Below are 3,676 nucleotides of genomic sequence, written 5' to 3'. Positions count from 1 at the left end.
TTTCTAGTTGGCCTGGGGAAACCTAAAAATCCCTTTAGTTGGTGATTTTTGTTTATAAAGTTTAAAAAACCAGCCTACTCGATTCTTCCAATTTTTTTGTAACTTCCTATGTCTCACTTTAGCAATATCAAAACCCGCATCCGTAACCTTGATGTGTTGAAAACCACCCTGACCAACTTGGGGCTGGATTGGAAAGAAGGGCCGGCCACGGTGCGGGGCTACCAAGGTCTGACCGCCAAGGCCGCGGTGGTAATCGAACAAGGCAATGATTATGACCTGGGCTTTAGCTGGAATGGTCAGGAGTATGAGCTGGTGACGGATTTACAATACTGGCAGCAACCCCTATCGGTGGAAGGATTTTTACAAAAAATCACCCAGGGTTATGCTCTGGAAACCGTACTTAATGAATCGGCTAAACAGGGCTTTGCTGTAACGGAACAGCAAAAAAATGAAGATGGCTCATTGCGGTTGGTGGTGCAACGCTGGAGTGCGTGATGGTAATGGCTGATCTAAATTTTCCTCCCGATCGCCGTTCTGGACTGGAACCGGAGTTGGGGGGAGATTGGCGTAACTTCGACGACCGTTCTGGTTTGGAGCCGGAATTGGGTGGGGAGTTGCGGGAAAGGGGGGTCTATGTGGACGAGGTGACCTGCATTGGTTGCAAAAACTGTGCCCACGTGGCTCCCAATACTTTCACCATTGAGCAGGAACACGGCCGCTCCCGGGCCTTTAGCCAAAATGGGGATGATGAGGCGGTAATCCAAGAGGCGATCGACACCTGTCCGGTGGACTGCATCCATTGGGTGCCCTACGACGAGCTCAAACAGTTAGAGGAAAAACGGAAAAGCCAACAGATTCGTCCTTTGGGTTATCCACAAATCAATCCCCATATGTGATTGGGCAGAAAAACTACTCAGAACCAGATTTCTGCCGTCGTTCCTGTCGATGTTGAAAAAGTTCAAACGCTCCCAAGCTCAGGCTGGCACTGCCCAAGGGAATCCAGTAATAAATCACTCGGTAGGCTAACAATGCCCCCAGAACTTCCACCGAGGAGTATTTGGGAGTCAACAAAAACAGCACCACTGTCTCAAATACCCCCAGTCCCCCCGGCACGTTACTGATAATACCCGCCACCTGGGCCAGGAGGTAAATGCCAAAAAAGCCGGGAAAACTCAGGTGATGGTGCCCCGGTAACAGGACGTATAAAATGCCCGAGGCTAAAATCCAATCCACCGCCGTCAAACCAATTTGGGCTAGGGACACGGCAAAGGGAATTTTGGGAGTTTGCCATCGGCCAATTTTGAAAGGTTTGATTAAATTGCCTGTCACCAGCAGATAAACCCCAATGATGGCGAGGAAAGTAAAGCCGATGGGATGGACAGACAAAAAGGGTAAATGGAGAAAGGCCGGTAACTGTAGGGGATCAACCACAAAAGTTATGCCCCCTACGGTCAGCAAACCAACCCAAAAGCTCAAATTACAAAAGGCGATCGCCTGGGCAATGATGGAGGTTGGAACCTGCCAGGATTGATAGAGGCGGTAACGAATCGCACTACCACTAAGCAAGGCTAGACCAACACTATTACTAATGGCGTAACTAACAAAGCCAACAAAACTAGTTTTGGCTAGGGGTAAAGATTGCCCTAGATAAAACATGGCCAGGGTGTCGTAGCCAGTCAAAATTATGTAGTTGATGAGCATGAGCGCAAAGGCTCCAGCCAAACGGGTTTTGACAATGCCCTGGAAACTTTCCAAAACATTTTGCCAACCATAGTGATGCAATTCCGAATGGATGGCCCCAATGGAAAGCACAAACAAGCAGGCCCCGATCGCCGCCGGCGCAATTTTTTGTAGCTTTTGCCAGGCGGTCATGGCCTCACCTCATAGAACAGAAACAAGCTGGAAAACCAATGGTTAGAGTGGGTTGGCAAAGCCCCCTTACCTCCCAATTGTGGGAAGAATCGGCCCCATGTTGCCGGAGCTTCAGCGGGTCGAGGGGGGGAAATATCAACCTGTTTAAAAGACTCTTTTGGGACAGAGTTCTTCTTAACTATTTTGCCTATCCTGTTGGTGATATTCCACTTCAATCACCGTATGGACATTACCCCGGGGGTTAAAATCAGCTTTCAGTCTAGCGTACAAAGGATTGGCCACCGCCACAAAGTCATCCAAAATTTGGTTGGTCACTTCTTCGTGGGGAATATGGCGATCGCGGTAGCTGTTGATATAGAGCTTAATAGATTTGAGTTCCACCACCTTTTGGTCGGGACAATAGGTCAGATAAAGGGTGGCAAAATCAGGGTAACCGGAAAAAGGACATTTGCAGGTAAATTCCGGCAGAGTGATGTGGACATCGTAACAACGGCCTGGGCGGGGATTGGGGAAAGTAATCAGTTGAGCATCCCGAATTTCCCGCTCGCCATACTTTTCGACGTTATCGCTGGTGGTAATTGCAGTTTCGGCCATGGTGAACAGTGAAAAATGGACGGGATTGGAAAGAAGAAACCCTACCCCCCATTATTTCAGATTTTTCCTGAGAGCTTGGTGGCAAAGTTTTAATTTGCGCCCTAAATTGACCAGTTAAAGCGCCGGCAATGCTGGGGGACGGTTTTCCGTTTTCCCCCAACCCGAGAGTCAGGGGGTCTTTGGAAAGAAACTCTAAAAGGTTAGCCTAGGTATCTTGGTAGTAGTCCCTGGTGCCCTTGGCGTCCATTGCTTCACTCAAGCGGTTGAGGGCATGGATATAGGCCGCAGTCCGCACACTCACTTCCAAGTCCTGGGCAATGTGCCACACCTGTTCTGCTTCCTCCACCATTTTTTCCTTCAGGCGATCGTTGACTTCCTTGGCGCTCCAGTACAGTCCACTGCGGTTCTGCACCCATTCAAAGTAGCTCACCGTCACCCCCCCAGCATTGACCAAAATATCGGGAAAAACGTAGATGCCTTTGCTGACTAAAATATCGTCGGCGCCGCTGGTGGTGGGGCCATTAGCCACTTCAAAAATATAACGGGCCTTCACCTGATCCGCATTGTCGGCGGTAAGTTGATTTTCCAGGGCGGCGGGAATCAGTACATCTACGTCCAGGGCTAACAATTCAGCGTTGCTCAGTTGTTGATTGTCCCCCAAATCACACAGGGTCTGGTCACAATACATGCCAGCCAAACTGCGGTTGTGTTGTTTGTAGTCAATGGCAGCGGGAATGTCCACCCCTTGTTCGTTGTAAATGCCCCCCTGGGAATCACTAATGGCCACTACTTTGTAGCCTTCTTGGTATAGGCATTCCGCCACTACCATGCCCGCATTACCAAAGCCCTGGACAGCCACGGTGGTATTTTCGGGATACCGGTCAAATTTGGGCAACATGGCCTGCATGATGAAAAAAGCCCCGGTACCAGTGGCGGTGTTCCGTCCCTGACTTCCCCCCATGGTGACGGGTTTGCCGGTGACAACGGCGGGACTGATTTTACGGCGAATGATGCTGTATTGATCCATCATCCAGCCCATCATCATTTCGTTGGTGTAAACGTCTGGAGCTAGGATGTCGACGTCCGGGCCAATGAAATCGGCGATCGCCTCGATGTAACCCCGACTAAGGCGTTCCAATTCTGCCCGACTTAGTTCTTTAGGGTTGAGGGTGATGCCCCCCTTGGCTCCCCCGAAGGGTAAATTTAACAG

Annotated in this window: 5 protein-coding genes; 2 read left to right on the top strand and 3 right to left on the bottom strand. The window is 49.9% G+C overall.

Going from position 1 to position 3,676, the window contains the following annotated elements:
* Window positions 1-108 precede the first annotated feature (108 nt).
* Both IQ219_RS17990 and IQ219_RS17985 read left to right on the top strand, forming a co-directional pair.
* Complete coding sequence (locus IQ219_RS17990; protein WP_194020621.1) at window positions 109-495, top strand: DUF1257 domain-containing protein; 387 nt, start codon at window positions 109-111, stop codon at window positions 493-495.
* The gene (locus tag IQ219_RS17985; RefSeq protein WP_194020620.1) at window positions 495-896 is read left to right on the top strand and encodes a ferredoxin; all 402 of its coding nucleotides are present in this window, start codon (window positions 495-497) and stop codon (window positions 894-896) included. Before IQ219_RS17990 ends, IQ219_RS17985 begins: the two co-directional genes overlap by 1 nt.
* 13 nt (window positions 897-909) lie before the next feature.
* On the opposite strand, the gene IQ219_RS17980 is transcribed toward IQ219_RS17985, so the two are convergent.
* The 3 genes from IQ219_RS17980 to gdhA form a co-directional block, all read right to left on the bottom strand.
* On the bottom strand, window positions 910-1,872 hold the full coding sequence (locus tag IQ219_RS17980; protein WP_194020619.1) for a lysylphosphatidylglycerol synthase domain-containing protein: 963 nt from the start codon (window positions 1,870-1,872) through the stop codon (window positions 910-912).
* A gap of 174 nt (window positions 1,873-2,046) precedes the next feature.
* Window positions 2,047-2,466, bottom strand: a complete 420-nt coding sequence (gene queF / locus IQ219_RS17975; protein ID WP_190598364.1) for a preQ(1) synthase — start codon at window positions 2,464-2,466, stop codon at window positions 2,047-2,049.
* A 205-nt stretch (window positions 2,467-2,671) separates the two neighbouring features.
* The coding region (gene gdhA / locus IQ219_RS17970; RefSeq protein ID WP_194073515.1) for an NADP-specific glutamate dehydrogenase at window positions 2,672-3,676 on the bottom strand (1,005 nt) is incomplete at its 5' end.

Source organism: Synechocystis sp. LEGE 06083 (assembly GCF_015207725.1).
Taxonomy (GTDB): domain Bacteria; phylum Cyanobacteriota; class Cyanobacteriia; order Cyanobacteriales; family Microcystaceae; genus Synechocystis; species Synechocystis salina.
Note: the sequence above shows the minus strand (reverse complement) of the source record. Positions and strands in the feature narration are given on the sequence as shown.

Coding starts and splice junctions, on each gene's coding strand:
- IQ219_RS17990 (WP_194020621.1), top strand. CDS start 109: ATGTCTCACTTTAGCAATATCAAAACCCGCATCCGTAACCTTGATGTG.
- IQ219_RS17985 (WP_194020620.1), top strand. CDS start 495: ATGGTAATGGCTGATCTAAATTTTCCTCCCGATCGCCGTTCTGGACTG.
- IQ219_RS17980 (WP_194020619.1), bottom strand. CDS start 1,872: ATGACCGCCTGGCAAAAGCTACAAAAAATTGCGCCGGCGGCGATCGGG.
- queF (WP_190598364.1), bottom strand. CDS start 2,466: ATGGCCGAAACTGCAATTACCACCAGCGATAACGTCGAAAAGTATGGC.